Genomic DNA, 24090 nt, shown 5'->3' with positions numbered 1-24090 from the left:
CGTCGCCCGTGCGCCCTGCCGTCTAGCCAGACGCGTCCCCTCCCCGCTACGTTGTGCGCAATCGAGAGGAGCTCGTCGTGAACGGATTCTGGAACTTCTTCTGGCTGATCTTCTGGGCTTTCGCCTTCGTCGCCTACCTGATGGTCCTCTTCACGATCCTGGTCGACCTGTTCCGCGACGAGAAGCTCAACGGGTGGTGGAAGGCCGTCTGGGTGATCTTCCTGATCTTCGTCCCGTGGCTCACCGCGCTGGTGTACCTGATCGCGCGCGGTCGCGGCATGGCCGAGCGCAACTCCCGCTCGCGCGCGACGGTTCCGGAGGACACGGACTACTACACGCACCCCACCCCATCCGCGACGCCCGCGGCCGACATCCAGCAGGCGCAGGAGCTGCTCGACAAGGGCGTCATCAGCAAGAACGAGTTCGACGCGCTGAAGGCCAAGGCCCTGGGAAACCGCTTCTAATTTCGTCGTGACCGCGCGGTGCGCGACACGCCATTAAAAACCCGTGACACCATTGTCTTGAATCCGACGCAGGTGGATGTAATATTCATGTATGCCTGTACCCATTGCAGAAGCCGTCAGTCCCCGACGGCTCATTCGTGACGAAGTCTTCATTCGTCTGCTCGACGCTATTGTCGACGGGGACCTCACCCCCGGCGAACAGCTCTACGACGCTGAGATCGAGAAGTGGGTCGGGGTCTCCCGCACCCCGGTCCGCGAAGCGCTCAACCAGCTGGCCGCCATGGGCCTCGTCGAGATCATGCCGCAGAAACGCACCAGAGTCACTCCGATCGACCCGGTGCGGCTGCGGGCTCTGATCGACACCGTCGGCAGCCTCATGACCGGTGTCGTGCGCGACGCCACGTCCCTCCTCACCGACGACGACAGGGACGCCCTTCGCGCGTTCAAGGAGCGGGTCGGAGACGGCACGGAGATGGCCGACCTGGTGCGTGAACGCGTCCTCACCGACGGCTTCATCAACGTCTTCGTCCGCCGGCTCGACAACCGCACGATCGCCAAGCTCTTCACTCGCCGCCTCCCCGAGGTGCGGCGGGCGCTGATCGCGGCCCCCACCTCCAACGCCTTCACCAAGGGCGCGCCGCACGCCAAGGCGGCCGTCGACGCCGCCGTCGCCGGCAACGGCGTCAAGGCCGCGAACGCCATCGCCGAATTCTGGACCAAGGGCCTCGTCACTGTCGTCGACGAGTTCGCCACGAAGGCCGTACCCACTGTGAAGGAGGGGCGCTGATGCCGCTTCCCGTGAAAGACTCCGCTCCGGTCGAACGCCAGTTGCTGCGCGACGTCGTCTACAACCGTCTCTACGAAGGCATCCTCGACGGCACTCTCGAGCCGGGTGAGACCCTCCTCGACGAGAAGCTCACAGCCTGGCTGGGCGTCTCCCGAACGCCGATCCGCGAGGCCCTGATGAAGCTCGCCGACATCGGCCTGGTCGAGATGGCGCCCAACCGCTACACGCGCGTCGCCCCCATCGACTTGCGGGCCATCGACGAGGCCATCTATACGACGGGGCTCCTGCACGAGTACGCGGCCCGGAGCTCCGTACCCACGCTCGACAGCGCGACCCTGAGCCGACAGGACAAGGCCCTCAAGGAGATCCGCAAGGCCGCGAAGTCGAAAAGCCTCCCCGGCCTCGGCCGCGCGCTCAACGACTTCTTCCTCGAGTTCGAGCGCAACAGCGACAACGCCGTTCTGCTCTGGATCAGCGAGGGGCTGAGCCCGCAGGTGCTGCGCTACATCGCGGTGTGGAAGCAGCCGTTCGACACGGACGACCTGCCCGGCCGCGTCGCCGAGATCCTCGAGGCGGCGAAGGCCCACGACGGCGCAAAAGCGGGTGATCTGGTGCGGGACCTGTACGCGTCCTCGCTCACGCAGTTCCTCGCGGACTACCGTCGCTCCGACGAAGAGATCGAAGAGAGCCCGGTCGTCTGACCGCCAGCGCGCAGAACCGTGCCCGGTGCCGACAGGCGCCGGGCACGGCCGCGTTCAGGCCGCCTTCAGTCCGCGGCGTCGACTGCTGCGCGACCCGAGACGACCGATCGGATGTACGACGCCACCTTCTCGTGCTCGGGGTGCGCGACATAGCGCTGCAGGGCAGCCTCGTCGGCGAAGTCGCTGACCAGCACCACGTCGAACTCGTTGACCGGAAGGGAGTTGATGCCCACCTCGAAGCGCAGGATCTCGGGGATAGCGGCGGGGAGCGACTCCAGGCCGGCCTTGATCCGCACCGCCTGACCGGCGCGCTCGGCCTCATCCGTCGACGCGAGCTTCCACATGACCACGTGACGCAGGGTCAACGTTCCTCCTCCAGCAGGGCGGTGCGCAGACGCGTCGGGTCGACACGCCAGTAGGTGTGCTGCCGGCCGTCGATCAGCACGACAGGGATGTCCTCCACGTACCGCTCGTGGAGCTCGGCGTCGTCGAGGATGCTGCGCTCTTCGACCTCTACACCAGGAGCATCGTCGGGCAGGGCCGCGATCACCGAGCGGATCACCTCACGCGCGTCGTCGCACAGGTGACAGCCGGGCTTGCCGATGAGCGTGACGGTGACGGTGGACACGGGACAAGCCTAACCGCCGTCCCCGCAGCAGCCCGCGCGCACAGCAGGCTGAGCTCACGGCGCAGCGCCCTCACAGCAGAAAGCGCCGACCCTCTCGGACCGGCGCTCGAGCAGCAGACGCTGAGGTCTACTTCTTGTTGCGACGCTGGTGGCGCGTCTTGCGAAGAAGCTTGCGGTGCTTCTTCTTCGCCATACGCTTGCGACGCTTCTTGATAACGGAACCCACGTAGACCTCACAAAGTTAGGGGTTTGCCGCGGGACACGCGGCGACACAAGCAGCTAGTCTACCCGACTTCACGCCGAGTCTGCGACGCCGCCGTCGAGCTGGGGCGCGACGGTCTTCAACGCCTCCGCCACAGCCGACTCCGGAACGCGGAACGACCGGCCGAAACGGATGGCCGGGAGCTCACCGGCATGGACGAGTCTGTAGACGGTCATTCGCGAGACGCGCATCATGTCGGCCACTTCGGCGACCGTCAGGAAGCGCACATCCTGTAGGGCGTTCGAGCCCCCTTCGTGAACCATGCGGTGTCCCTCTCCTGCCCGTTATCGTACTCGGCTAGTGACGACGGGGAACTAGCGAACTCTAGGCGCTTCGATGGTTCAGTCTCTACGCCATTTCTTCGGCGTGACGCGCTCGACGCGGCGGCGGGTGTCGGCGAGCACCTTGCCGACCGTGCTCGCGAACTCGCGTGTCTCGTCGGCCAGCTGGGCAGAGTACTCCGTCAGGTCGACGTCGGGGGCGGTGAACGGGATCACCCAGTCCTCCACGGCCTCCAACGGGGCAGGGTCGAGCCGGTAGAAGCGGTGCTGGCCCTCTTCGCGCACCGACACCAAGGAGGCCTCGCGCAGCACCTTCAGGTGCTTGGAGACGGTCGGCTGGCTGAGCTCGAGGGTGGCCACGATCTCCGAGACCGAGATCTCACTGGTGGGACGCGAGTCATCCGAGTTGCGCTCGAGCAGCACTCTGAGGATGTCGCGCCGAGTCGGGTCGGCGATCACGTCGAAGATGTCGGCCATTGCACCAGGCTAGTCGTACGGGTGGCGGAGTACCATGTCCGAAGCTGTCGGTGGGAGGAACGGACGATGCGCACGACGCAGGCGGCCCTCCGGGGTTCAGCGGCCGCGAGGGGACGCGCTCGAGCGGCGCTCAACGCCTTCGCGCAGCGCAGTCCTTCGCGGTTCGCGATCCTCGTCTTCGCACTGCTGATCCTGATCTTCACCCTGCTGTTCTCACTCCCGGTCTCCTCGGCCTCGGGCACCTGGACCGGGCTGGCCGACTCGCTGTTCAGTGCAGTGTCGGTCATCTGCGTCACCGGCCTCTCGACGGTCGACATGGCGACCCACTGGTCGGTGTTCGGGCACCTGCTCGTCTACGTCGGGGTACAGGTCGGCGCAGTGGGCGTGCTGACGATGGCGAGCATCCTCGGTCTCGTGATCTCGCGCCGTCTCGGCCTGCGCGCCAAGCTCATGGCCGCCAGCGACAGCAACTCGCAGCGCATCCACGCCGGCCCGGTGGCGGAGGGCCAGGCGGTACTGCTCGGCGAGGTCGGCAAGCTCTTGCGCACCGTCGCGATCAGCATGGTCGTCATCGAGGGCGGCGTCGCGCTCCTGCTCTTCCCGCGCATGCTCATCGCCGGGATAGACGTCGGCACCTCGCTCTGGGAGAGCGTCTACTACTCGGCGATGGCGTTCACCAACACCGGCTTCGCACCGAACGCCGAGGGCCTCACGCCGTTCCTGAACGACTACTGGTTCCTCGGTGCGCTCATGATCGGCGTGTTCCTCGGCGCGATCGGGTTTCCGGTCATCTTGGCCATCGCCTCCAATCTGCGCAAACGGCGCAGGCGCTGGTCGATCCACGTCAAGCTCACCCTGCTGACCTCGGTCATCCTGCTCGTGGCCGGGGCCGTGCTCTACGTCGTGCTCGAATACGACAACCCCAAGACGTTCGGTCACCTGGATGTCGGGCACACAGTCTTCCAGTCGTTCTTCCTCTCGACGATGTCACGGTCGGGAGGCTTCGCGACCATCCCGATCGACGAACTGCACGGCTCGAGCCTGCTCGTCACCGACATGCTGATGTTCATCGGGGGCGGGTCGGCCTCCACCGCCGGCGGCATCAAGGTGACGACGCTGGCGGTGCTGTTCCTCGCGGCGTTCGCGGAGGCGCGCGGCGTGGAGTCGATGGACGCCTTCAAGCGCCGCATCCCGATCGACGTGCTGCGACTGTCGGTCGCGGTGGCGCTATGGGGAGCGACGATCGTGGCCGTAGCGAGCATCCTGATCCTGCAGATCACGAAGGCGCCGTTCGACCATGTGCTGTTCGACGTCATCTCGGCGTTCGCGACCTGCGGGCTCTCGACCGGACTCACCGAGAAGCTGCCAGACGCCGGCGTCTACGTGATGGTCGCCACGATGTTCTGCGGCCGCGTTGGTACAGTGACACTCGCCGCGGCGCTCGCCCAGAGCCAGCGCAAGCAGCTCTACCAGAACCCCGAGGAAAGGCCGCTCGTTGGTTGACCGGATCAAGCACAACGCTCCCGTTCTGGTGATCGGCCTCGGCCGCTTCGGCGCGGCGACGGCCGGGCAGCTCGACCGGCTGGGCAGGGAGGTCCTCGCGATCGACACGGATGCCGGGCTCGTGCAGAAGTGGGCCGACCGGGTCACGCACGCCGTGCAGGCGGACGCCCGCTCGATCGAGACACTGCGGCAGATCGGTGCGGAGGACTTCTCCATCGCCGTCGTGGCCGTCGGGTCGTCCATCGAGGCCAGTGTGCTCATCACCGCGAACCTGGTCGACCTCCACGTGCCGCAGATCTGGACCAAGGCGATTTCGCAGTCGCACGGCAAGATCCTCGAGCGCATCGGCGCCAACCACGTCATCTACCCCGAGGCGGAGGCCGGCGCGCGGGTGGCGCACCTGGTGTCGGGGAGGATGCTCGACTTCATCGAGTTCGACGACGACTTCGCGCTGGTGAAGATGTTCCCGCCGAGGCCGATCCGCGGCGTCACCTTGTCGGCGTCCGGTGTGCGCAGCCGCTACAACATCACGGTCGTCGGCGTGAAGAGCCCTGGAAAGCCGTTCACGTACGCCACCGCCGACACGGTGGTCTCCAATCACGACCTCGTCATCGTCTCCGGCTCCTCCGCCGACATCGAGCGCTTCGCCGCCCTCGACGCTTAGCGGCCTGCCGAGTACGCGAACTATCCCCGTATTCGGCCCTTTCTGATCGATTATGCGCGTACTCGACGGCGGGGCTGTGGATAACTTCTGCAGGAAGTCGCACTTTGCGGTTGGGTGGGCGGATGGATGGGTTCAGATCGCGGGACGCGCTTGCCGAGGGAATGTCACGGTGGGAACTGTACGGCGGCGGGTTCGCTGCGCCGTTTCATGGAATGCGTGCCCGTCACGCGCCGACGGATCACCTCGAACTGTGCCGCGCTGCGATGGTCGTGCTGCCGAAGCATGCGGCCGTCTCCCACCGCTCTGCCGCGACCCTGCACGGCTTCCCGCTCCCCGCGAACGCTGTGCCGGATCAGGTGGACATCAGCGTGTTCGAGCCGCATCGCTCGCCCCGCTTGCGCGGCGTGCGCTCCCACCAGCTGACACCGACGGGACAACGGGTCGTCACTGTTCGCGGGCTTCGCCTGGTGTCGCCGGAGGATACCTGGGTCCACCTCGGAGGACTGCTCGCTCACGTCGATCTCGTCGCTGCTGGTGACTACGTGATCACGGGGTCCGAGCCGTACGACGGGGGCACCCCTCCGGCGACCCGTTCTCAGCTCGACGCCGCCCTGCACCGCCATGGCAGACACCGAGGCGTCCGCAATCTCCGCGCCGCGTCGGAGCGGATCCGATACGGGTCGCTGTCACCGCGAGAGTCGCGACTCCGGCTGGCACTCGAAGACGCGCGTCTGCCTGCGCCCGAGCTGAACTATCGCGTCGCGGGTTCCAACGGCCGCACCGCCGCCATGATCGATCTGGCGTATCCAGCGTACAAAGTCGCGATCGAATACCTCGGCGACCATCATCGCGCCACACCCGCGGCGTACCGTAACGACATCGCACGTCGCGAGCTGCTCGTCGACCGCGGCTGGGATGTCGTCTTCGTCACCGCCGCCGACTGGCTTCCTGCCGTCGCAGCACGAGTCCGCACCGCCCTCCGTCGCTCCCTCAGCCGCTAAGCAACCGTCGAGTGCGCAGAGTATCTACGTACTCGACCGTTTCTGACCGATTATGCGCGTACTCGACGGTTGAGGGGTCAGGGGGTGGTCGCGGCGAGTTCGCGGGCGCGGGCCAAGGCGGCGTCGGTGGCTCGGGCGAAGAGGGCGGGGAGGTCGGCAGCGGCGAGCACCTCGATGGCGCGCTCGGTGGTGCCGTTGGGGCTCGTGACCCGCCGGCGCAGCTCAGCGGGGTCTTCCCCCGAGGCGACCAGCAGCTCGGAGGCGCCGAGGAAGGTTCCGTTCACGAGCGTGCGCGCCTGCTCTGGTGTGAAGCCCTTCTCGAGAGCGGCGGAGGTCAGGGCCTCTACCAGGAAGAACACGTACGCGGGCCCGGAGCCGGAGATGGTGCTGAGCGCGTCGAGCTGCGACTCCGGCACCTCCACGACCTCACCCACGGTCTCGAAGAGCGCACGCACGAGGGCGAGGTCGTCGGGCTCCGAGCGGTTCCCCGGGCTGATCCCGGTGACGGCCTTGCCGACGAGCGCGGGCGTGTTCGGCATCGAGCGGACGACCACGACGGTCTCCGGCAGCAGCGACTCGAACGTCGCCACGGTGACCCCGGCGGCCACGCTGACGACGATGGTCCCCGGGTTCAGCGACGGCGCGATCTCGCGCAGGAGATCGGGCACCATCGCGGGCTTGACGGCCACGATCACGATGACGGCGCCGTCGACGGCGAGGCGGTTCGCCGCAGCGTTCCGCTCGGTCGCCAAGGCCGTGACGCCGCGGATGCCGGCGAGCTTGGCCGCGCGTGCGGCGGAGCGGTTGGTGACGCGGATCCCGCCCGTCACCTCCACGCCCGGAGCGGTCAGCCCGGCAAGGATGGCACGGCCCATCGAGCCCGCGCCGAGCATCGCGATGGTGGGCAGCGTGACGTTCTGCGTGTCGGTCATGGGGCCATCCTAGGATGAGGGCATGAGCGCAGAAGGCGGTACCAGGGCGATCGTCGCGGCCTTCGCCGCCAACCTGGGCATCGCCCTGACGAAGTTCATCGCCTGGGCCTTCTCCGGTTCCTCCTCGATGCTCGCGGAGGGCGTGCACTCGGTCGCCGACTCCGGCAACCAGCTACTCCTCCTGCTCGGCGGTCGCCAGGCGAAGAAGAAGGCCGACAAGGAACACCCGTTCGGCTACGGGCGCGAGCGTTACGTGTACGCGTTCGTCGTCTCGATCATCCTGTTCTCCGTCGGCGGCGTCTTCTCACTTTATGAGGGTGTGGAGAAGCTGACCCATCCCCACCCTCTGGAGAACGGGTGGCTGCCGCTGCTGGTGCTGTTCATCGCGATCGGGCTGGAGTCCTTCTCGCTCCGCACCGCCATCCACGAGTCCAACCCGCTCCGCAAGGGGATGTCCTGGCCGCAATTCATCCGCCGCGCCAAGGCCCCCGAGCTGCCCGTTGTGCTGCTGGAGGACGTCGCCGCTCTGGTCGGACTCGTCTTCGCGCTCGTCGGCGTCGGGCTCACGATCCTCACCGGCAACGGTGTCTGGGACGGCGTCGGCACCGTCCTGATCGGCCTGCTCCTCGTCGCCGTGGCGATCATCCTCGGCATCGAGACCAAGAGCCTCCTCGTCGGCGAGGGAGCCTCCGACACCGACGTCACAGCCATCGAGCGCGCGATCCTGGCGGGCGACGAGGCCGAGCGCATCATCCACATGCGCACGCTCTACCTCGGGCCTGACGAGCTGCTCGTCGGCGCCAAGCTCGGTCTCGCCGGCAGTCTGCCTCTGACGGAGGTCGCGGCCGCGATCGACGCGATCGAGAGCCGCATCCGCGAGGCGGTCCCCGTCGCCCGCGTGATCTACATCGAGCCCGACGTCTGGGTGGACCCGAACGAGCAGCATCCCGCCACCGACACCATCGTCATCAAAGGACTCGAGTGACCCGTACCGCGCTGATCCTTCAGCATGACCCGACCATCCACCTCGGCAACATCGGTCCCGTCCTCACCGAGCACGGGTACGATCTGCGCATCGTGGACGTCACGACCGAGGACGTCGCCGCGATCGACCCGGCCGAGGCCGACCTCGTCGTCGTGCTCGGCGGCGAGATGGGCGCCCACCAGACCGAGCAGTTCCCGTTCCTCGCCGCCGAGCAGGCGCTGCTGCGCTCTCGACTCGACGCGGAGCGGCCGACGCTCGGCGTGTGCCTGGGCGCACAGCTGATGGCGGGGGCGCTCGGCGAGCGCGTCTACAAGGGCGACACCACCCAGATCGGTTTCCGCCGCGTCGAGCCGACCGAGGCCGGCTCGGCGTCGCCTATCCGGCACTTCGCGGGTGTCCCCGTGGTCGAGTGGCACGGCGACACGTTCGAGCTGCCGGAGCGGGCCACCCTGCTGGCGTCGTCGAGCGATTACTCCAACGAGGCCTTCGCGATCGGGGGTTTCGCACTGGCGGTGCAGTTCCATCCCGAGGTGACGGACGCGATGCACGAGCAGTGGGTCGCAGACGGCACGAATCCTCAGGGAACGGGCGAGCTCGACGCGCACGCAATTGATCCGGAGGCGCTGCGCGAGGACCGCGAGCTCTACTCCGCCCGGATGGAGGAGGCCTCCCGAGCAGCGTTCTCCGAGTGGCTGGAGGCCCTCCCGGCCTGACGGGCGGTTGTCCGGGGCGCGGCGCTCAGCGCTTGGCGCGGAAGAAGTCGAGCAGGAGGTCGGCGCAGTCTTCGGCGAGCACACCGGGATACACCGACACCTGATGATTGAGCCGGCGGTCGCGCAGCACGTCGTAGACCGAGCCGGCCGCCCCTGCCTTCTCGTCCCAAGCCCCGAACACGACCGTCGGCACCCGCGCGGCCAGCACGGCGCCCGCGCACATCACGCACGGCTCCAGGGTCACGACCAGGGTGCAGCCCTCGAGGTGCCAGTCGTCGCGGGAGGCCGCCGCGGCACGCAGTGCGAGGATCTCGGCGTGCGCTGTCGGGTCGCGGTCGAGCTCGCGCTCGTTCCGGCCGGTGCCGATGACCTGCCCGCGCTCGTCGACCACGAGCGCCGCGACCGGCACGTCCCCGGTGTCGAAGGCGAGGCGCGCGTCCGCGATGGCGCGGCGCATCCACTCCTCGTAGTCGGCGGGAACGGGCAGGGTCACGGGTCCTCCTCTGGCAGGTCCCCGCGTGGGCAGGTCGGTTCGCGACAGATCTGCGCGCGAGGGGGTTCGGCTAGCCTGAGCCTATGCGAGTGCACGTAGCTGACCACCCTCTCATCACCCACAAGCTCTCCGTGCTCCGCAACAAGGACACCCCGTCTCCGGTGTTCCGCGCGCTGACAGAGGAGCTCGTCACGCTGCTCGCCTACGAGGCGACGCGGGCCGTGCGGGTCGAGCCGGTGCAGATCGAGACGCCCGTGACGACGACGACCGGCGTCACCCTCAGCCAGCCGCGACCGCTGGTCGTGCCCATCCTGCGCGCGGGGCTCGGGATGCTGGAGGGCATGGTCCGGCTGATGCCGACCGCCGAAGTGGGCTTCCTCGGGATGGCGCGCAACGAGGTGACCCTCGAGCCGACCACGTACGCCGAACGGCTGCCGATGGACCTCTCCGACCGGCAGTGCTTCGTGCTCGACCCGATGCTGGCGACGGGAGGCTCGCTCGGCGCCGCGATCGACTTCCTGTTCAAGCGCAACGCCGTCGACGTCACCGCCATCTGCATCCTGGCCGCACCGGAGGGCTTGGAGGCTCTCGAGAAGGCGACGGAGGGCCGCGATGTGACCATCGTGCTCGGCGCCCTCGACGAGCGCCTAAACGAGAACGGATACATCGTGCCCGGTCTCGGGGACGCCGGTGACCGCCTGTACGGCACTGTGTAAAGCCGCCGAGAAGGCTCGCAACATACCGTAACGATTTGACACCGCGCGCCATGAGACGGTTTACTACTCGACATGACTGACAACTCGCGTACCCTGACCTCCTTCGAGGCCCGTGGGAACGCCGGCATGATGATGCCCGGCCGCGACTCGGTCATGTGTTGCCGAATGTGTCGCTAATCTGACGACCCTTTCGCCGAGCGGTCGCCCTCCGACGCAGACGAGCGTCGACGCCGGGCACAGCTCCCCGGGCGCGCCACACGAACGCACCCGTGCATCAGTCCCGTTCTGAATCGGGACATCTCGTCACACCGGGAACCCTGACATCCGGCGCAGCCTCGGCAGAGGCGCAGCCGCAACGGGGTCCGGACGCATCATCATCACTGAAGGACTTCCTCTCATGTCTCTCGCCACCATCGACACCCTGCGTCCCTCCGCCGCCCTCGCCGAGCAGGTCGCCGCTCCGGCTCCGCGTCTCCGCGCCGTCCCGGAGGGCACCGAGGCCCGCGGCTTCGTCCTCTACGTCGGCATCGACGAGCTGAAGGCCGCCGCGTCCGGCACCGACCTGGGCCGCATCGTGGAGGCACTCAAGCAGCTGACCGCCGAACTCGCACCCGCCGCCGAGACCTACGCCGCCGTCGCTCTCGCCCCGGCCGGCGCCGGTGGCCGCGATGTCGACGTCGTGCGCCTCGCACTGCAGGACCCGGCCGCGATCGCCAAGCACCGCCACACCGTGGCCCCCGACGAAGACGATGACCGCGCCGCTTCCGGCGTCGTGGTCGACATCTCGCGCAAGCGTCTCATCCTCGACAACCAGACCGTCTCGCTCACCTACAAGGAATTCGAGCTGCTGCAGTACCTCGTGCTGCGGGAAGGCCGCACCATCGAGCGCGCCGAACTGATCTCGTCGCTGTGGTCGAGCGCCGACGAAGACGAGATCCCGAACGAGCGCACGATCGACGTGCACGTGCGGCGCCTGCGCGCCAAGCTCGGCCGGTACGAGGACATCGTTCGCACAGTGCGGGGCGTCGGCTACCGCTTCGACCGCCACGCGGACGTCTCCATCCGCCACGCGAGCGCTCCCTCCCCCGACCTCTTCTGAGTCGGAGGGACGCCGCCTCAGGCGACCGGAAGGTGCGTCTCGCGGTAGGCCGCGAGCTCCTCGGGGGTTCCGAAGCAGTAGAAGGTGCCCGTGGCGAGCGCGATGGCCGCGCCCCGGTCGAGCAGCCGGTTGTAGACGAGTGAAAGGTACGACTCGGGCGTCTCCGATGCCCGAGCGGCGGCCACCACCTCTTCGGCCGCGGCCACGAAGTCGCCGGCCCGGCTGAAGAAGTAGACGCCCATCAGCGCGTTCTCCGAGATGGCGACCTTCTCGGCGGTGCGGACGACGCGGCCCTCCGCATCGGTCTCCGCGAAGCTGTAACGCGGGTCCGACGACCGGAACGACAGCAGCACGCCGTCGGCGGCACCGGCCGCCGCCTTCGCGATCTCCGACGCGTAGCCGTCGCTCTCGAAGGCGATGTCGCAGTCCATCACGAGCAGAGGCCGCTCCGGGTCGAGAGGAGCGGCGAGGACGGTCTCCGCAGCACCACCGGTCGGAGCCGGCACCTCCACCACCTTCAGCCCCGGCAGCGCCTCCATGAGCGCCGTGCCGAGGCCGTGATCGCGCTGAAGCTCCGAGCGGATCACGGCGGTGACCTCGCCGGTGACACCCGCGTCGGCGAGCGACGACAGCGCCTTGCGGAACATGGGCTCGCCGTCCACGTCGATGAGCGGCTTCGGGAGGACTTCTCCCACCGCCCGGAAGCGCTGGCCGAGCCCGGCCATCGGGAGGACGATCTGAAGTGCGTCGGTCATGCGAGTCGGTCCCATTCGTAATCGGTGGCGGGGGCGGGCGGCCCCCACGGGTCACGACGGAAGCGCCAGCGCGCCAGGATCGAGAGCCCGTCGGTGAAGACGCGGACGTTCCGCGCATTCGACACCTGGTCTTCCTCACGCCAGGTGATCGGAAGGTAACGGAAGTCGACACCCCGTCCGATCAGGTCGAGGATGAGTTCGTAGTTGAAGCTCAACTTGTCCCCGAAGCGCAGGTAGGTTCGCGAGTCGAGGTCGTCGAGTGCGAAGAGGTTGAGACCGGAGCCGAGATCCGTCAGCACCCGTAGCGTCCCGAGCGAGTAGATGCCGTTGAGAACGCGGTTCCCGAGAATCCGCTTGGCGTCGTAACCGTGCAGGCGCGCACCGCGCGCGAATCGCGATCCGAGGATCGTCTGCGGGCCCCCCACGGCGGCCAAGGCGATGAGCTCGTACGCCTCCTGGGCCTTCGCCTGATCGTCACCGTGGAGGATGACGACGTGGGTCGCCCCGGCCTCCCGGGCCTTGAGGAAGACCGTCTTGTGCGTGCCGCCGAGGTTCACGTTTCGCCGGTTGCGGAACACGCGCAGGTTGCTCCAGCCTGCGGCCAACTGGACGGCGACTTCTGCGGTCCCGTCGGTGCTGCCGTTGTCGACGACCCAGACTTCGTGCACGGTGCGCGCGCGCTCCGGGTCGAGCCCGGCGAGCACACGCGGGAGTTGCGGGGCGCAGTTGTAGGCGGGGATGGCGATGATCGTCTTCACGGCTGCTCCGCTGGTCGAGTCTCGGCAGTCAGTCGGGCGGGACCGTACTGCGCATGGAACTGGTGGAGGAACTGGACAGAGCGTGCGTAGTACATGAGCGCCGTCTCTGGTTCGATGACGACCCGGTGACTGAGCATCCGTCCGTACAACAGGCCGACGTGGAACGGGAGGCTGCGCAGCTCGCTCGGTGTCAGGCGGTCGGCTGCGAGACACTCTGTCCACTCGGACAGCTCGTGGTAGCTCGCGGAGCGGTACGACTCGAAGCCGATCTCGGCGCGACTCGCGGCTTCGTCGATCCTCACGTCCGGTCGCTGGTCGCTTTCGTTGAGGAACTCGTAGCCTCCCCAGAGCGACTGGAAGTGCCGGGCGAAGTCGAGCACCGGACCACGGACCTGGTTGTCGTCGGACGGGTCGATGATGAGCACCTGCCCGCTCTCCTGATCGATGAGCAGGTTGTCGATGGTGAGGTCACCATGGATCGAGGAGGACTCGCGGTACGTCTCCAGATCCGTCCAAGCTCGCTCGTTCGCGGTGATGTCGGCGAGCAGACGATGGAGGTTGGGGTACTCGCGCCCGCGAATCACGACGGTGTCGCATTCGAGGACGGCGGCGAGCTCGGCGTGCTGTTGTGCCGCGTGACCGAGCCGATCGGTCAGACGGTCACGGACGTACGTGGCAAGAGCGTCCGGGTGCCGCATCTCTGGTCGGAGGTCGTAGACGTGATCGAACAGCGTGTTCCACACGTGGAGAAGCGCGCGCTCCGCGGCCTCGGCCGGCGCAGCGTGCACGTACCGGAACATGGTGGTCATGCGCGGATCGAATTCGATGTCGAAGAAGTAGTAGCCGGGCCCGTCGGCTTGGCTCAGCGCGCGCACCATCGATGGGGTATCGCTGTGGCTCTGCAGCCATCGATACTGCTGCGCGAGCTTCTCGCGATACCGCTCGGGGACGACTTTCCGAACGCGGGTCTCGCCGTCGTCGCGGACGAGAGCCGTGACCGCATCCGAGCCGCCTTTGAAGAACCGAAGCACCTCGAGGTCGCCGCCCACCTCCATTTTGTGCATGATCACGGCGAGGTCGTCGCGACGCAGGAACGAGTCGACGAAACTGGCGAGTTCGTGGTCCCGGTGGTTGCTCCTGTCGAGTCGTGCGACGGTCCCGGCCGAGGCGTCGTCATCGACGCGCCCGAAGAACGACCTGCTGAACAGCCGGACAACGCCGTACAGCGCCGTGGGCAGGTTCAGCACGGTCCAGATCACGAAAGCGAGCGAGAGCAACCAGATCGGGTCGGTGATGGCGCCGACCGCGGTGAGGTGGAGACCGAGCTCGATCCCGTAGTCGGAGAGGAACGGCAGGCCGAAGAGCGTCTCGGGGAAGACGAACGGAGCGAACACACCCGCGCCGACCGGGCGGACGGCCGAGGAGGCGAATACACGCTCCAGGATGATGTACACCGCCAGGAGGTACCCGCTCCAGGACAGGACGAAAGCGACGGCGTACCTGAGCAACTGGGCGGGAGACCGCAGCAGAGCCTGGTAACCGTGGATGAGCGACCAGGACGACATCCGGAGCCGCGCGCGCGGTCCGTCGGCGAGGAACCCGGTGAGGGCGAACACCAGTCGCATGAGCACGCGGTTTTCGCGGACGAAGAGCACGAAAAGCACGATGACCGCAGTCACGAATACGAGCATCGGCACCGCGGCACCCAGCGCATCGAACGACAGGCCGGCGAAAGCGCCGAACATCAGCAGAGCGCCGGCCACCACGGCCACGTCGAGCAGGCGCTCGATCGAGATCGCGGTCGCGGTGTAGAGCAGGCTGATCCGCAGGCGGCGGCTGAGCACTCCTGCGCGGGCGATCTCGCCCGCACGGAACGGCAACAGGATGTTGAACAGCACGCCGACCGAGAGAGCGTCCAGATGGTGATGGAGCTTGCCGGGGCGCGCCTGGTCGAGGACCGTCTTCGTACGGACCGCCCTGGCCACGTTTCCGAGGAGGACGAGAACCATTGCGACGCCGATCCAGAACAGGTCGAGCTGCGCAGGCCAGGCGGCGAAGACCGAGATGATGTGCTCCGTGTTCGCCAGGGCGAAGACGATTATCCCGACGACAGCCGTGACGAGCAGGCCGGTGCGAAGGCGAGAGCCCCTAGTTCTCATCGCCGGACCACGTGACTCGGATGACGGCGACACCAGCGCGCTGCGCCGACTCGATGCCGACCTCGGAGTCCTCGAAGGTGATGCACTGCTCCGGCTGGAGTCCGACGGTCTCGACTGCGAGGGCGTAGGCCTCGGGTGCCGGCTTGGAACGCTCGATGTCGTCGCCGCAGACGATGAAGGAGAACAGACTCTGGAGCCCATGGTGTGCGATCACGGCGTCGACACCCGCACGCTTCGCTGTCGTGACGAGGGCGACGGGGACGGTCGACGCCCAGGTGCGCAGAAGCCGGACCAACGGCTCGTTCAGCTCGGTGGCACGCAGGTGCTCCGGATAGCGGCGCGCCTTTTCAGCACGCACCTCGTCGATCTGCGCCCGGCTGAGACCCGGCGCGATTCGAGGCAGGAAGTCTCGGGAGTCCTCACCCCACGTCGAGAGGAAGGTCTCCCAGGGGAACTCGACGCCCGCTGCACCCAGGGCGTCGCGGTAGGCAGCGAAATTCGCACGTCTGGTCGAGACGAGAGTTCCGTCGAGGTCGGTGAAGACCGCGCGGACCACATTCTGCTGAGGTTCGAAGGCGGTCATGAATACAAGGGTAAAGTACTCAAATGGCAGAGATCCAAGCATTCACGGCTAAAGCATCACGGTTTTCACCTGTCATCCGTCACCCTCGCGTTACGCCGCGATCGACGACAGCGAAGATCGATCGGACCGCGATGAAGTTAAGGGTGAACGAGAGCGGGAGGGAGATCAGTTTCGCCAGCAGCTCCGGGATCGCTAACACATCGACCCCCCACTGGATGAGCCAGGAGAAGAGCAGGATCGAGACCGCGTACCACCCGAAGAACGCGAGCAGTCCGCCAGCCGTGTGCCTCCCCGGGAAGACCATCCCGCGGCTGAGTGCATAGACCGCGAGCACGGAGACGCCCGCACTTGTCATGTTCGCAATGCCCGCCGGGAGTCCGATCATCGCCAGAAGGACGAATCCGCCGACATCGATCGCCACGCCGACGACCGTGGTCGACAAGAAGCGCAGCAGCTGGCGGAACAGCGGAAACGCGCGCTCGCTGAAATCTAAAATCCGCATAATCCATGTATTATACCGTAATGCGAATTATGACGCGTCCCATACTCTCGTCTGGGCTCATCGCGCTCATCGTCGGCGTTCCACTCATCGTGTTGTCGTCGATTGTCGCCTTCGATCCGCCTTTCACGTCGATCGTGCATTTCGCGATGTGGTGCGTGGTGCGGATCCTGTTTCTTGCACTGTTGACCCTGTCGATCCTCTACGCACGACGATTCTTCGCGCGTGTCCGCGAGGGCGACCCGGCATACCGTCGGTGGCTGGCCGTCGGCCTCGCTCTCGTCGCCGTGAACACGGTGATATTGATCCTGACGTGGCCCGGTTATTGGGTCTGGGACGAGTTCTACATCTTGAGGGCCGTGCAGGCGAACTCCGTCCAGCTCTGGCAGCACGTCTTCACCAGCCTTTACTTCGGAGTAGCGCTCAGTCTCATCCCCACCCCCGCCGGCATCCTCATTGTCCAATATGTATTCGGGTCATTCGTCGCCGGCTACGTCATCGCCCGCTCGTGGTCGCTCGTGCCGCGACCCGCCCTCGCCTACCTCCTGCTGATCCCCTTCCTGTCGTTCCCCGTCCTGCTCTTCAACCAGTACCCGATGCGCGCCATGCCGATGGGCTACATCGAACTCGCCGCTCTCTTCCGCATCCTGGTCGTCCACCTGCGCCCTGAACTCGTCACCAACCGCTACCGCGAGTTCTTCTTCCTCACCAGTGCCATCAGCATCGTCGCGTTCTGGCGATCAGAAGCCATCCTCCTGCTCGCACTGATCCCCGTACTCGCCATCTCGCTGCGGATCTTCCGACCCACCCAGGCGGGAGTGCGCACCCGTACGGCCGTGGCAGCGATCCTGGCCAGCGGGCTCGTGATCGTCGGGGCCGGCGGTGTCACCGCCGTAACGACGAGTCCGCGGTACTCGGTCACCGCCGTCGTCAACCCGCTGTCCGAAATGCTCCAGCATCCGCTCGGCGGGCCCAACCTGACGCAGAATCTGGAGGCGATCGACAAGGTCGTCGATCTCGACGTGCTGCGCGAGAACTCGAGCGTCTACAACATTCCGGCCTTCTTCGAGAAGCCGCTGCTCCGCACCGATTATCAAGCGCATCTCAGGGGCTTCCAACTCGGCTTCATCTCGCTCGTCGCCGAGAACCCACTTGCATTCCTCAGCGCCAGGAGTCAGACGTTCCTGGCGACGAACTCGGTCGGCGACGTTCCCGGCCCGGATATCCAGACAAGGTTCCTCGACGGGAGCAACGGCCACCTCATCGCCGACTTCGAAGAACGCAACCCTACTGCGGTGCCGTTCTGGGACGGTGTTCGGAACACGACCATCCGCACCCTGCTGACCATCCCGAGCGGCACTGCACCGACACCGCTCACGACCATCGTGTGGACCATCCTTCCCCTCCTTCTGGGCATCATCGCCTCGTTCTTCGTGGCGTTGCTCCGCCGGCGCTGGCTGTTCGCGGCGATCTTCGGCCTGCTGATCACGCAAGTCGGCATCACCTTCATCACAGCGCCGGCGAATTTCTTCATGTACTACTGGCCGGTGTACCTCGTGGGCTGGGCGCTGCTCGGGTTCTTCATCCTCCGCTCGATCCCATCGCGAAAGAAGCTCATGCGGAGCGCTGATACACACGGAACGCGCTGGTCGCGAGAGCGGCCATGACGACCGCGAGCGCCGCCAGGAGGCCGGCGTGGGCCCAGAGGCTCGCCCAGTCGGGATCGGCGCTGAGCGCCTCCCTGCCCACGATGACCGCCCACTCGAACGGGTTGTACGCTGCAACGTTCCGCACCCACTCCGGTGACAGCTTCGTGTTCATGACCGCCGAGCTGAGGAACATCAGCGGCAGCGTGATGAGCTGCGAGATGCCGATCAGCGCGGTCTGGTCACGGGCGAGCAGCGCCACGGTGTTCGAGAACGAGCAGAACACCGCGGTGAGGAGAACGACCCCGAGCAGGAGGAGCAGCATCCCGGCGAGGCCGCCGTCGAACCGGGCACCCGCCCAGAACGCGATGCCCACGACGATGAGCGACTGCGCGACGGCGAGGATCGACTGGTAGACCAGCGTCGAGACGATCATGGCTCCACGGTTGGTGGGCGAGGTGAGGAACCGGTCCATCACCCCGCGATCCATGTCCTGGATGTAGACGGTGCCCGACCAGGCGCTGCCGAACAACGCGAGCATCATCACGACGCCCGGTGTCAGGTACTCCAGATAGCTCTTCCCCACCCCGAAGCCGGGGATCTCGATCACGGATTTGAACAGCTGCCCGAAGAGCAGCTGCCAGATCACGGGCTGAACCAGGTTCATCACGAGGAAGGCCGGCATCCGTACGGCCCAGCGGAGCTGGCGCCCGGTGAGCAGCAGGGTGTGGGTCAGGAACGTCGGGCCCCACCGGCGGGCGGCGCCGGCAGACGCGGTGGCGATGGCGGTCATGATGCGGTCTCCAGAACGTGCTCGGCGGACTCCTGCGCCCGCGTGAAGGTGCGGCCGGTGTGCCGCAGATAGACGTCGTCCAGGCTGGGCCGGGCGACCGTGGCGGAGGCGACGACCACGGCGGCGGCCTCCAACGCGGCGAGCGCGGCCGGGAGGGTCGCCGCACCGTTGCCGGCACGCGCGCGGAGGGTCCGGCCGTCACCGCGGACCTCGCGGAGGGCGTCGACCCGTTCGAGCGCCGTGAGTGCGGCGAACGGGTCGGCATCGGGTGCCAGCTCGACGATCACCGCGTCGCCGCGAAGGCCGTTCTTCAGCTCCTCCGGCGTTCCTCCCGCGACGATCCGGCCGTGGTCGACGATCGCCAGGCGATCGGCCAGCCGGTCGGCCTCGTCCAGGTAGTGGGTGGTGAGCAGCACCGTGAGGTTCTCGGCCGCGGTCATCCGCTCGAGCTCCGCCCACAGCTCCGCGCGCGCCTCCGGATCGAGGCCGGTGGTCGGCTCGTCGAGGAAGAGCACCTGCGGCCGATGCATGAGGCCTATGGCCACGTCGAGCTTGCGGGCCATGCCGCCCGAGTACGCCTTGACCTGGCGCGTCGCGTGCTCGGTCAGCCCGAACCTGTCGAGGAGCTCCGCGGCGCGAGTGCGCGCGCTGCGACCGCTCATCCCCTGAAGCCGGCCGGCGAGGACGAGGTTCTCGGCTCCGGTGTCGTTGGGGTCGGAGACCGGCTTCTGCGCGACGAAGCCGATGGCACGTCGTACGCGCCCCGGGCTCCTGATGACGTCGATGCCCGCGACGAACGCCGAACCGGAGTCTGCGCGCGCGAGCGTGGACAAGATCTTCATGGTGGTGGACTTGCCCGCCCCATTGGGGCCGAGCAGTCCGAAGACGGTGCCGGTGGCGACCTCGAAGCCGAGATCGTCGACGGCGCGGATGACGGGCTTGCCCCGACCTCCGCTGTAGGACTTGACGAGGTGCTCGGCGACGAGCGCCGAGCCGTTCTGCGATGCCACGGGTGGCTTCCTTTCATCTCGGGCAGCCACCGGGCGGGCATATCATGGGTATGCCCTCGGTGACTGTTGACGCAGGTTCCGTGAGGAACGATCGAAGGTGTGGATGGCCGGAGAGTTGCCGCTCTCCGGCCATCGTTCTGTCTGTACTGTTCGGACGCTCTGTGGGACGCCGGACTAGGAGCCCAGCAACTCGGCCACCTCCTGTCCGAAGTCGCCCGCCGCGGTCCGTTCCCGGATCTCAGCCATGTCGTAGCCCTGGCCGAGCAGCTCCCAGAGCCGCTCCCACCAGTCGATGCCGCCGAGCGAGCGGTCGCGGATGCGGGCGGCCAGGTCGGCGACGAACGCCCGTTCGGCCTGCATCATCGCGACCCGGTACGTCGACTCGATCATGAAGAGTTCGGGGAGCGGATAGGCGAGCGCTTGGTCGTGGAGGCGCCGGCGCTCGGCGAGATCGGCGTCGAGCAGGTCGCGCCGACGCTCCAGGAGCTCGGCGGCGACCTGCGGCGCGAGCAGCGGGAGCAGCGAGAGCCCGGTCTCGATCGCCGGGTACTCCTTGACGGGCAACGCGATGAGTTCGCGCATCCACTCGTCCGCCTCGGTGCGACCGGCCTCGGTGATCTCGTAGACGACGCGCTCCGGGCGGTTGCCCTCGCGCTCGGTCTGCGCGACCTGGATGAAGCCGTGCTTCTCAAGGGACTTGATCACCGCGTAGAGGGAACCGAAATTGAGCCGGATGCTGTCTTCTTTGCCACGCTCGCGCATCGTGGTGGTCATCTCGTAGGGATACATCGGCTTCTCCCACAGGCAGGCCAGGACGGCCAGTGCCAGCGGGTTGGACACTGCACGTTTCGCCATTGCTCACCTCCGAATACTTTGTTCAGAGTATTCGGATTCGAGTGATGTGTCAAGCTCGAACGCACACATAGCGAATTCGCAGCAAAAATAACGACTTGATAACTGGCGCCCGTTACCTCTTCGTTATATAGTTCAAGAGCAATGGTTGTTTGCTGTGGCAGCCATCGCGGAATGTGATTGCAGGACACTCTTGGTGCAAGGGAGAGGGCCGGCCGCTAGCCTCTGCGGCCGGCCCTCAATCTTTTTCTCCACGCCGGCGTTTCCTCCACCGCCGGCCCCTTTCTCCACCGCGGCACCTGTTGCCTGACCCCTTTCGAGCCTCGATCCCGTGCTGGCACGGATGGCGCTCTCGGCGCATGATGAGAAAATGCGAATGCATTGACTACTCGAATGTGCGAAGGGATGTCGTCATGAGCATCGGCGCAACAGCGGCGGAGCCGACAAAGCGAGCGAGGACGACCGCCGTCACCGCCTGGGAATCCCTGTTCCGTGCGCAGGTCGCGGTGACGAGAACCCTCGCCGCGGAATTCCCGACCCGCGACATCTCATTCAACGAGTACGACGTGCTCTTCAACCTCTCCCGGCAGCCCGACCGTTCGCTCCGGCTGCGCGACCTCAACAAAGAGGTGCTGCTCACCCAGCCGAGCGTGAGCAGGCTGATCGACCGGCTCGTCGCGCGCGGCCTCGTCGCCAAGTGTCCGGAGCCCAGCGACGCTCGCGGCACCGTGATCCGGCTGACCGACACCGGATTCGAGATGTTCCGCCGGGTTGCAGTCGACCACATGCGGTCGATCACCGAACGGGTGGGTGAGCGCCTCGACCCGCACGAGCTCGAGACTCTGGCAGAGCTGTGCGACAAACTGCGCGGCGGCGAGTGAGCAGATCACTCCACAGCCGAGCCGCCCATCCACACCTGGCATCCTGAACAGATTCTCCACAAGCGGGGGCAGTCCCTCGGGGAGGCGCAAGAAGGGCCGCGTATCATTGCGCCCATGACGGCTGAGCGACGCAGAAGATGGAAGTGGGCGCCCGCGCTGATCGGATTCGTGGCATTGAGCGGCGTCGCCGGAATTCTCGCCGCCGCAGCCGTCACGCCCGCGGTGGCACTCACCGGGTCCGCCGCCGACTCGACGATCAGCGTCTTCGACGGGCTCCCCGAGTACATCAAGGTGGAGCCGCTGGCTCAGGCATCGACGATGTACGCCACCTCCAATGGTCAGCCCGTGCCGATCGCGACCTTCTACTCGCAGAATCGCATCGAGGTCGGCTGGGACGCCATCTCGCAAAACCTCAAAGACGCGGCGATCGCCACGGAGGACCCGCGATTCTACGAGCACGGCGGCGTGGACGTCACGGGCACCCTGCGCGGCGCGGTGCTGACCGCGCTGCACAAGTCGGTGCAGGGTGGCTCGTCCATCACGCAGCAATACGTCAAGAACATCCTCGTGCAGCGCTGCGAGAACAAGCAGCCGGACCCGACAGCGTCCGAGGCCGTGCAGAAGAAACAGTACGCGGCGTACCGGTCGTGCTACAACGACGCCACCGAAGTCGACCCGGTTCGCAAGCTCAAAGAGATGCGCTACGCCATCGGGCTCGAGAAGGAGTACTCCAAGAACGACATCCTTCAGAGCTACCTGAACATCGCCCTGTTCGGCGGCCGGGTCTACGGCGTGCAGTCGGCCGCCGAGTACTACTTCGGGGTGTCCGCGAAAGACATCAGCCTCCCGCAGGCCGCGACGCTCGTCGCGATCCTCAACAACCCGGACAACCTGCGCATCGACCGGCCCGAGAGCAAGGACAACGGCGCGGCAAACGGCTACGCGCAGACGCTCGGGCGGCGCAACTACGTGCTCGACCGCATGCTGGTGAACGACAAGATCACCAAGGAGGAGCACGACGCGGCCGTCGCCACGAAGGTCGAGCCCAAGATCACCACGATGCAGAACGGCTGCATGACGGCGCAGCAGTTCAACGCCGCGTTCTTCTGCGACTATGTCGAGCGCACGATCGAACAGAACCCGACCTTCGGCAAGACGGACGACGAACGGTCGAGCTTCCTGACCCGCGGTGGCCTCAAGATCTACACGACCCTCAACATCGACCTTCAGAACGCGGCCCAGCAGGCCGTTTCGGGCTACATCCCGCCGACCAGTCCGAACCTCGACCTGGGTTCGTCGAACGTGTCGGTCGAGGTCGGCACCGGCCGCGTCGTCACGATGGTCCAGAACAGGCCGTACGACAACACGGCGAATCCGGCCCCGGGCACGTCGGCGGTGAACTACAACACCGATTACAAGGACGGCGGATCCGAGGGATTCCAGACCGGATCGTCGTACAAGGCGTTCGACCTGCTCGAGTGGCTGCAAGAGGGGCATTCGTTGTATCAGACGGTCGACGGAACTACGCACCTCTTCCCGCAGACCGCGTTCCACGAGAGCGATCCGTGCAACGACATCGGCGGTGCCCCCTGGCCCGTCGCGAACGACGAAGGCGAGTCGGTCACCTCGACGACGGTCATGAACGCGACAGCGGCCTCCATCAACTCGATCTTCGCCAAGATGGCGACCTCGCTGGATCTCTGCGGCATCAAGCAGCGTGCGCAAGACCTGCTGTTGCACGGTGCGGACGAGGCGACGAACCCCTTCCGGGCCAACCCGTCGTCGGTGCTCGGCACCAACTACATCGCACCGATCACAATGGCCACGGCCTACGCCGGCATCGCCAACAACGGCAAGGCCTGCAGCCCGGTCGCGATCGACAAGATCGTGGACGCCGACGGCAGTGAGCACGCCGTGCCCAAGACGCAGTGCTCGACGACGCCGATCGATCCGGGGGTCGCGGCCGCCGAGATCTACGCCCTGCAGGGAGTGCTCCGCGGAGGCGGCACGGCGGCCTCCGCCAACCCGGGCGACGGCATTCCGATCTTCGGCAAGACCGGAACGACCGACAATTCTCTCGAGAACTGGCTGGTGACCTCCACGACGAAGGTCGCGCAGGCCACCTGGGTCGGCAACATCTCCGGCGCGGTCGCTTTGCGCAGCCAGCGTTTCCAGGGCATCGGCGGTGGCGACGTGAAGTTCTCGATCGTCAAGCGCATCCAGACCGCGCTCGACGCTGCGTACGGAGGCTCGGCCTTCCCGGCGCCTCCGGCCAAGTACGTGACCGCGCCGGCGGCTCCGAAGGCCCCGACGCCCGCCGCGCCGGCGAACCCGGCCCCGCCGCCGGGCGCAGGCGCTGGTCCGGGCGGCGGTCAGGGCGGGGGCGCCCCGGGCGGCGGCAGCCAGGGCCCGAATCCACCGGGCAAGAAACCCTGATCGCCGGCGTCG

Annotated in this window: 28 protein-coding genes; 13 read left to right on the top strand and 15 right to left on the bottom strand. The window is 66.9% G+C overall.

Annotated elements, in window-relative coordinates:
• Positions 1-77 precede the first annotated feature (77 nt).
• The 3 genes from ACPPVW_RS09680 (at position 78) to ACPPVW_RS09670 (ending at position 1952) form a co-directional block, all read left to right on the top strand.
• Positions 78-464 carry an SHOCT domain-containing protein gene (locus ACPPVW_RS09680; protein WP_426622919.1) on the top strand — a complete coding sequence of 129 codons (387 nt, stop codon included), beginning with the start codon at positions 78-80 and terminating at the stop codon, positions 462-464.
• Positions 465-555: 91 nt separating this feature from the next.
• Entirely contained in the window at positions 556-1251 is a 696-nt protein-coding gene (locus ACPPVW_RS09675; RefSeq protein ID WP_426622918.1) for a GntR family transcriptional regulator, read from the top strand.
• Positions 1251-1952, top strand: coding sequence for a GntR family transcriptional regulator (locus tag ACPPVW_RS09670; protein ID WP_426622917.1), 702 nt, complete (start codon positions 1251-1253; stop codon positions 1950-1952). The genes ACPPVW_RS09675 and ACPPVW_RS09670 overlap by 1 nt, the downstream gene beginning before the upstream one ends.
• A 65-nt stretch (positions 1953-2017) precedes the next feature.
• On the opposite strand, the gene ACPPVW_RS09665 is transcribed toward ACPPVW_RS09670, so the two are convergent.
• The 5 genes from ACPPVW_RS09665 to ACPPVW_RS09645 form a co-directional block, all read right to left on the bottom strand.
• Complete coding sequence (locus tag ACPPVW_RS09665; RefSeq protein WP_426622916.1) at positions 2018-2317, bottom strand: Dabb family protein; 300 nt, start codon at positions 2315-2317, stop codon at positions 2018-2020.
• Positions 2314-2580 (bottom strand): glutaredoxin family protein, encoded by a 267-nt coding sequence (locus ACPPVW_RS09660; protein ID WP_426622915.1) that lies wholly within the window; start codon positions 2578-2580, stop codon positions 2314-2316. The genes ACPPVW_RS09665 and ACPPVW_RS09660 overlap by 4 nt, the downstream gene beginning before the upstream one ends.
• 127 nt (positions 2581-2707) lie before the next feature.
• Positions 2708-2806, bottom strand: coding sequence for a 30S ribosomal protein bS22 (locus tag ACPPVW_RS09655; RefSeq protein WP_003792170.1), 99 nt, complete (start codon positions 2804-2806; stop codon positions 2708-2710).
• Positions 2807-2874: 68 nt separating this feature from the next.
• Complete coding sequence (locus ACPPVW_RS09650; RefSeq protein ID WP_426622914.1) at positions 2875-3105, bottom strand: helix-turn-helix domain-containing protein; 231 nt, start codon at positions 3103-3105, stop codon at positions 2875-2877.
• A 78-nt stretch (positions 3106-3183) separates the two neighbouring features.
• Entirely contained in the window at positions 3184-3600 is a 417-nt protein-coding gene (locus tag ACPPVW_RS09645; RefSeq protein ID WP_426622913.1) for an ArsR/SmtB family transcription factor, read from the bottom strand.
• A gap of 66 nt (positions 3601-3666) precedes the next feature.
• Between ACPPVW_RS09645 and ACPPVW_RS09640 the strand changes: the two genes are divergently transcribed.
• The 3 genes from ACPPVW_RS09640 to ACPPVW_RS09630 all read left to right on the top strand — a co-directional run bounded on the left by ACPPVW_RS09640 (position 3667) and on the right by ACPPVW_RS09630 (position 6768).
• The gene (locus ACPPVW_RS09640) at positions 3667-5103 is read left to right on the top strand and encodes a TrkH family potassium uptake protein (protein WP_426622912.1); all 1437 of its coding nucleotides are present in this window, start codon (positions 3667-3669) and stop codon (positions 5101-5103) included.
• Entirely contained in the window at positions 5096-5767 is a 672-nt protein-coding gene (locus ACPPVW_RS09635; protein WP_426622911.1) for a potassium channel family protein, read from the top strand. The genes ACPPVW_RS09640 and ACPPVW_RS09635 overlap by 8 nt, the downstream gene beginning before the upstream one ends.
• A gap of 161 nt (positions 5768-5928) precedes the next feature.
• A complete protein-coding gene (locus ACPPVW_RS09630; protein ID WP_426622910.1) occupies positions 5929-6768 on the top strand; it encodes an endonuclease domain-containing protein in 840 nt (279 codons plus the stop codon).
• A 77-nt stretch (positions 6769-6845) separates the two neighbouring features.
• Here ACPPVW_RS09630 and proC read toward each other — a convergent pair whose 3' ends face one another.
• Positions 6846-7700, bottom strand: a complete 855-nt coding sequence (gene proC, locus ACPPVW_RS09625; RefSeq protein ID WP_426622909.1) for a pyrroline-5-carboxylate reductase — start codon at positions 7698-7700, stop codon at positions 6846-6848.
• Between the two features lie 22 nt (positions 7701-7722).
• Between proC and ACPPVW_RS09620 the strand changes: the two genes are divergently transcribed.
• Positions 7723-8685 carry a cation diffusion facilitator family transporter gene (locus tag ACPPVW_RS09620; RefSeq protein ID WP_426622908.1) on the top strand — a complete coding sequence of 321 codons (963 nt, stop codon included), beginning with the start codon at positions 7723-7725 and terminating at the stop codon, positions 8683-8685.
• A complete protein-coding gene (locus tag ACPPVW_RS09615; RefSeq protein ID WP_426622907.1) occupies positions 8682-9398 on the top strand; it encodes a glutamine amidotransferase-related protein in 717 nt (238 codons plus the stop codon). Before ACPPVW_RS09620 ends, ACPPVW_RS09615 begins: the two co-directional genes overlap by 4 nt.
• A gap of 25 nt (positions 9399-9423) precedes the next feature.
• Here ACPPVW_RS09615 and tadA read toward each other — a convergent pair whose 3' ends face one another.
• Positions 9424-9891: a tRNA adenosine(34) deaminase TadA gene (tadA, locus tag ACPPVW_RS09610; protein WP_426622906.1), complete on the bottom strand. Its 468-nt coding sequence runs from the start codon at positions 9889-9891 to the stop codon at positions 9424-9426.
• A gap of 83 nt (positions 9892-9974) precedes the next feature.
• Here tadA and upp point away from each other — a divergent pair, with 83 nt between their 5' ends.
• Together upp and ACPPVW_RS09600 are read left to right on the top strand one after the other, a co-directional pair.
• Positions 9975-10607 (top strand): uracil phosphoribosyltransferase, encoded by a 633-nt coding sequence (gene upp / locus ACPPVW_RS09605; RefSeq protein WP_426622905.1) that lies wholly within the window; start codon positions 9975-9977, stop codon positions 10605-10607.
• Positions 10608-11004: 397 nt separating this feature from the next.
• On the top strand, positions 11005-11706 hold the full coding sequence (locus ACPPVW_RS09600) for a winged helix-turn-helix domain-containing protein (protein ID WP_426622904.1): 702 nt from the start codon (positions 11005-11007) through the stop codon (positions 11704-11706).
• Between the two features lie 17 nt (positions 11707-11723).
• Here ACPPVW_RS09600 and ACPPVW_RS09595 read toward each other — a convergent pair whose 3' ends face one another.
• The 5 genes from ACPPVW_RS09595 to ACPPVW_RS09575 form a co-directional block, all read right to left on the bottom strand.
• The gene (locus tag ACPPVW_RS09595) at positions 11724-12461 is read right to left on the bottom strand and encodes a glycosyltransferase family 2 protein (RefSeq protein ID WP_426622903.1); all 738 of its coding nucleotides are present in this window, start codon (positions 12459-12461) and stop codon (positions 11724-11726) included.
• Positions 12458-13219, bottom strand: coding sequence for a glycosyltransferase family 2 protein (locus tag ACPPVW_RS09590; protein WP_426622902.1), 762 nt, complete (start codon positions 13217-13219; stop codon positions 12458-12460). Before ACPPVW_RS09590 ends, ACPPVW_RS09595 begins: the two co-directional genes overlap by 4 nt.
• Positions 13216-15378 (bottom strand): lysylphosphatidylglycerol synthase transmembrane domain-containing protein, encoded by a 2163-nt coding sequence (locus ACPPVW_RS09585; protein ID WP_426622901.1) that lies wholly within the window; start codon positions 15376-15378, stop codon positions 13216-13218. Before ACPPVW_RS09585 ends, ACPPVW_RS09590 begins: the two co-directional genes overlap by 4 nt.
• Positions 15368-15961, bottom strand: a complete 594-nt coding sequence (locus ACPPVW_RS09580; protein ID WP_426622900.1) for an HAD family hydrolase — start codon at positions 15959-15961, stop codon at positions 15368-15370. The genes ACPPVW_RS09585 and ACPPVW_RS09580 overlap by 11 nt, the downstream gene beginning before the upstream one ends.
• A gap of 79 nt (positions 15962-16040) precedes the next feature.
• On the bottom strand, positions 16041-16463 hold the full coding sequence (locus ACPPVW_RS09575) for a GtrA family protein (protein WP_426622899.1): 423 nt from the start codon (positions 16461-16463) through the stop codon (positions 16041-16043).
• Between the two features lie 29 nt (positions 16464-16492).
• Between ACPPVW_RS09575 and ACPPVW_RS09570 the strand changes: the two genes are divergently transcribed.
• On the top strand, positions 16493-18127 hold the full coding sequence (locus ACPPVW_RS09570) for a hypothetical protein (protein WP_426622898.1): 1635 nt from the start codon (positions 16493-16495) through the stop codon (positions 18125-18127).
• Here ACPPVW_RS09570 and ACPPVW_RS09565 read toward each other — a convergent pair.
• The 3 genes from ACPPVW_RS09565 to ACPPVW_RS09555 form a co-directional block, all read right to left on the bottom strand.
• Positions 18075-18899, bottom strand: coding sequence for an ABC transporter permease (locus ACPPVW_RS09565; protein ID WP_426622897.1), 825 nt, complete (start codon positions 18897-18899; stop codon positions 18075-18077). The two genes, ACPPVW_RS09570 and ACPPVW_RS09565, sit on opposite strands and share 53 nt — an antisense overlap.
• Complete coding sequence (locus ACPPVW_RS09560) at positions 18896-19909, bottom strand: ABC transporter ATP-binding protein (RefSeq protein WP_426622896.1); 1014 nt, start codon at positions 19907-19909, stop codon at positions 18896-18898. Before ACPPVW_RS09560 ends, ACPPVW_RS09565 begins: the two co-directional genes overlap by 4 nt.
• 174 nt (positions 19910-20083) lie before the next feature.
• Complete coding sequence (locus ACPPVW_RS09555) at positions 20084-20764, bottom strand: PadR family transcriptional regulator (RefSeq protein ID WP_426622895.1); 681 nt, start codon at positions 20762-20764, stop codon at positions 20084-20086.
• Positions 20765-21174: 410 nt separating this feature from the next.
• On the opposite strand from ACPPVW_RS09555, the gene ACPPVW_RS09550 reads away from it, so the two are divergent.
• Positions 21175-21642, top strand: coding sequence for a MarR family winged helix-turn-helix transcriptional regulator (locus tag ACPPVW_RS09550; RefSeq protein ID WP_426622894.1), 468 nt, complete (start codon positions 21175-21177; stop codon positions 21640-21642).
• Positions 21643-21756: 114 nt separating this feature from the next.
• A complete protein-coding gene (locus ACPPVW_RS09545) occupies positions 21757-24078 on the top strand; it encodes a transglycosylase domain-containing protein (protein WP_426622893.1) in 2322 nt (773 codons plus the stop codon).
• The last annotated feature ends 12 nt before the right edge of the window (positions 24079-24090 follow it).

This window comes from Leifsonia sp. McL0607 (genome assembly GCF_049993355.1).
Classification (GTDB): Bacteria; Actinomycetota; Actinomycetes; order Actinomycetales; family Microbacteriaceae; genus Leifsonia.
This window is presented reverse-complemented; position numbering and strand designations above follow the sequence as displayed.

What these genes read in the sequence shown, in the direction of transcription:
- ACPPVW_RS09650 (WP_426622914.1), bottom strand. Translation starts at nt 3,105, where the DNA reads ATGGTTCACGAAGGGGGCTCGAACGCCCTACAGGATGTGCGCTTCCTG.
- ACPPVW_RS09630 (WP_426622910.1), top strand. Translation starts at nt 5,929, where the DNA reads ATGTCACGGTGGGAACTGTACGGCGGCGGGTTCGCTGCGCCGTTTCAT.
- ACPPVW_RS09550 (WP_426622894.1), top strand. Translation starts at nt 21,175, where the DNA reads ATGAGCATCGGCGCAACAGCGGCGGAGCCGACAAAGCGAGCGAGGACG.
- upp (WP_426622905.1), top strand. Translation starts at nt 9,975, where the DNA reads ATGCGAGTGCACGTAGCTGACCACCCTCTCATCACCCACAAGCTCTCC.
- ACPPVW_RS09575 (WP_426622899.1), bottom strand. Translation starts at nt 16,463, where the DNA reads ATGCGGATTTTAGATTTCAGCGAGCGCGCGTTTCCGCTGTTCCGCCAG.
- ACPPVW_RS09580 (WP_426622900.1), bottom strand. Translation starts at nt 15,961, where the DNA reads ATGACCGCCTTCGAACCTCAGCAGAATGTGGTCCGCGCGGTCTTCACC.
- ACPPVW_RS09545 (WP_426622893.1), top strand. Translation starts at nt 21,757, where the DNA reads ATGACGGCTGAGCGACGCAGAAGATGGAAGTGGGCGCCCGCGCTGATC.
- ACPPVW_RS09670 (WP_426622917.1), top strand. Translation starts at nt 1,251, where the DNA reads ATGCCGCTTCCCGTGAAAGACTCCGCTCCGGTCGAACGCCAGTTGCTG.
- ACPPVW_RS09645 (WP_426622913.1), bottom strand. Translation starts at nt 3,600, where the DNA reads ATGGCCGACATCTTCGACGTGATCGCCGACCCGACTCGGCGCGACATC.
- ACPPVW_RS09555 (WP_426622895.1), bottom strand. Translation starts at nt 20,764, where the DNA reads ATGGCGAAACGTGCAGTGTCCAACCCGCTGGCACTGGCCGTCCTGGCC.
- proC (WP_426622909.1), bottom strand. Translation starts at nt 7,700, where the DNA reads ATGACCGACACGCAGAACGTCACGCTGCCCACCATCGCGATGCTCGGC.
- ACPPVW_RS09570 (WP_426622898.1), top strand. Translation starts at nt 16,493, where the DNA reads ATGACGCGTCCCATACTCTCGTCTGGGCTCATCGCGCTCATCGTCGGC.
- ACPPVW_RS09600 (WP_426622904.1), top strand. Translation starts at nt 11,005, where the DNA reads ATGTCTCTCGCCACCATCGACACCCTGCGTCCCTCCGCCGCCCTCGCC.
- ACPPVW_RS09595 (WP_426622903.1), bottom strand. Translation starts at nt 12,461, where the DNA reads ATGACCGACGCACTTCAGATCGTCCTCCCGATGGCCGGGCTCGGCCAG.
- ACPPVW_RS09620 (WP_426622908.1), top strand. Translation starts at nt 7,723, where the DNA reads ATGAGCGCAGAAGGCGGTACCAGGGCGATCGTCGCGGCCTTCGCCGCC.
- ACPPVW_RS09585 (WP_426622901.1), bottom strand. Translation starts at nt 15,378, where the DNA reads ATGAGAACTAGGGGCTCTCGCCTTCGCACCGGCCTGCTCGTCACGGCT.
- ACPPVW_RS09675 (WP_426622918.1), top strand. Translation starts at nt 556, where the DNA reads ATGCCTGTACCCATTGCAGAAGCCGTCAGTCCCCGACGGCTCATTCGT.
- ACPPVW_RS09565 (WP_426622897.1), bottom strand. Translation starts at nt 18,899, where the DNA reads ATGACCGCCATCGCCACCGCGTCTGCCGGCGCCGCCCGCCGGTGGGGC.
- ACPPVW_RS09640 (WP_426622912.1), top strand. Translation starts at nt 3,667, where the DNA reads ATGCGCACGACGCAGGCGGCCCTCCGGGGTTCAGCGGCCGCGAGGGGA.